Origin of the sequence: Kitasatospora sp. GAS1066B (assembly GCF_041262605.1) — a bacterium.
Taxonomy (GTDB): Bacteria; Actinomycetota; Actinomycetes; order Streptomycetales; family Streptomycetaceae; genus Kitasatospora.
On sequence record NZ_JBGCCO010000086.1, the window covers coordinates 1 to 2,402 of the forward strand.

2 protein-coding genes are annotated in these 2,402 nt (G+C 75.1%); one reads left to right on the forward strand and one right to left on the reverse strand.

The annotated features are described in order from the left end of the window. The first annotated feature begins 257 nt into the window (after positions 1–257). Positions 258–1,286 carry an NAD(P)/FAD-dependent oxidoreductase gene (locus ABH937_RS38140; RefSeq protein WP_370220853.1) on the forward strand — a complete coding sequence of 343 codons (1,029 nt, stop codon included), beginning with the start codon at positions 258–260 and terminating at the stop codon, positions 1,284–1,286. Between the two features lie 42 nt (positions 1,287–1,328). Here ABH937_RS38140 and ABH937_RS38145 read toward each other — a convergent pair whose 3' ends face one another. Next, positions 1,329–2,165, reverse strand: coding sequence for an alpha/beta hydrolase (locus ABH937_RS38145; RefSeq protein WP_280694920.1), 837 nt, complete (start codon positions 2,163–2,165; stop codon positions 1,329–1,331). Positions 2,166–2,402 lie beyond the last annotated feature (237 nt).

Consider the following 2,402-nt stretch of genomic DNA (forward strand, 5'->3'; position numbering starts at 1 on the left):
CGCCCCCGCCCCCCCCCCGGGGGGGCGGCGGGGGGGGGCCCCCCCCCCCCCCCCCGGCGGGGGCCCCCCCGGGGGGGGGGGGGCCCCCCCACGCCCCGAGGCTGGACCTTCGAGATCCCGGTGGGTCCAGCCTCGGGGCGTGTACAAGCCCACCGTCGGCGGCGTTCGATCTGCCCGCGGCCTGGTGTTGCCAAAACAGCAACAAAGATTGCCGTCCTCGCCGCCCGGCGCGCACGGTAGTCCTGGAGGTGGTCAGAGTGACCGATCAGCTGAGGGACGGATATGACGTGGTGGTGGTCGGCGGCGGCGCCGCCGGGTTGAGCGGGGCGCTGATGCTGGCGCGGGCACGACGGTCCGTGGTGGTGATCGACGCCGGCGCGCCGCGCAACGCGCCGGCTGCGGCGGTGCACGGGCTGCTCGCCCGGGACGGCATCCGGCCGGGCGAGTTGCTGGAGCGTGGCCGGGCCGAAGTCCGCGGCTACGGCGGCCAGGTGGTGTCCGGCGAGGTCGCCACCGTGGACCGGGAGGACAGCGGGCAGTCCGGGTTCGCGGTGACGCTGTCCGACGGTCGCCGGGTCCGGGCCCGCCGGCTGCTGGTGACCACGGGGCTGGTCGACAAGCTGCCGCAGGTGTCAGGGCTGGCGGCGCGCTGGGGCCGCGACGTGGTGCACTGCCCGTACTGCCACGGCTGGGAGGTCCGCGACCAGGCCATCGGCGTGCTGGGCAGCGGACCGATGGCGGTGCACCAGGCGCTGCTGTTCCGCCAGTGGAGCGCCGACATCACGCTCTTCTCCCACCGCATGCCGCCGCCGACCGAGGAGCAGGCGGAGCAGCTGGCCGCTCGCGGCATCCGCGTGGTGGACGGCGAGGTGTCGGCCCTGGAGATCGCCGAGGACCGCCTGGTCGGCGTGCGGCTGAGCGACGGTCGGGTGGTGGACCGCGCGGTGCTGGCGGTCGCGCCGCGCCTGGCGCTGCGCGTCGGCTTCCTGGACCCGCTCGGACTGCGGCCGGCCGAACACCCCTCGGGAATGGGCGAGTTCCTCCCCTGCGACGCCACCGGCCGGACCGAGGCGCCCGGGGTGTGGGTGGCGGGCAACGTCACCGACCCGGCCGCGCAGGTCGGCAGCGCCGCGTCGGCCGGGGCCGCCGCGGCCGCCCAGATCAACGCCGACCTGATCGCCGAGGAGACCCGGCGGGCGGTGGCCGCGCACCACGAGGCGTTCTCGCACGAGACCGAGGCGCGGGTCGCGGACCTGGTGGCAGGCGACCGACGCCACGGCCTCTGAACCCCTGAGCCGCTGAGCCCAGCCGGTGGGGACCGCGCCTGGTCAGCCCAGGAACGCCGCCGTGGTCGCCGCGAACCACTTCGCGTCGTCGAGCCACGGGAAGTGCCCGGCGCCGGCCTGGACGGTGAACTCGGCGTTCGGGAAGAGCGCGTGGTACTCCTCCAGCACCCGCGGCGGCGCCGCCAGGTCGAGCTCGCCGGCGAGCAGCAGGACCGGCGGGGCGAAGCGGGCGAGCGCCGCGCGGGTGCCGTCGGGGTCGAACGCGCCGTCGGCTCCGAAGGCGGCGATGGCCTGGGTGTTCGTCTGCTCCTCCCCGGCCGCCTGGTGGGCCTGCGCCGCCTGGTCCCAACGGCCGTAGGAGAACGGTGCGATCGCCTGCCAGGTGTCGGCGGTGGCCTGGCCCGCCAGGAGCGCCTCCAGAGCGGCGAACGCTGCCGGGAACCACGGCTCGTCCCGGCGCAACAGCGCCGTCTCGCGCCGGTCGGCTCCGGTGATCGTCAGGCCCACGGCGAACACGCTGGGTGTGATCAGGGCGAGCCGGCCGACCCGCTCGGCGTGGCGAGCCGCGTACTGCACGGCCAGGTTGGCGCCCGCGCAGTGCGCGAGCAGGTCCATCCGGTCCAGGCCGAGGTGCTCGCGCAGGGCCTCGACGTCGTCGACGAGTTGGTCGCAGCGGAAGTAGTCGGCGTCCTGCGGTATCGCCGAGTCGCCGGTGCCCCGGAGGTCCAGCATGATCAGCTGCCGGTGCGCGGAGAGGCCGCCGAGCTCGCCGAGGTAGGCGGCGGCCTGCGGTCCGCCGGGCAGGCAGACGACGGCGGGGCCGTCACCGACCACGCGGTAGCTGAGCTCGGTTCCGTCATGCGCGGAGAAGGTGGGCATGATCGGGCACCCTGCCAGCCGGAAGCGCGGCGGTGCAAGCGAATTGCGGTGCGGGCCGGGGCCCCTCCGACAAAGAGCACGCACCTGACGCCGCCAATCCGCCCTGCGGGCGACGAAGGGGGTTTGACGACAGGCCCTAGATCCAATACCGGTGATTTAGGTCGTTTTCCGGCTGGTCGGGCTGGCTCTGGTGGGTGCGACCAGCCGGACGGTTGGAGTGTCGGGTGCCGTCGGGTT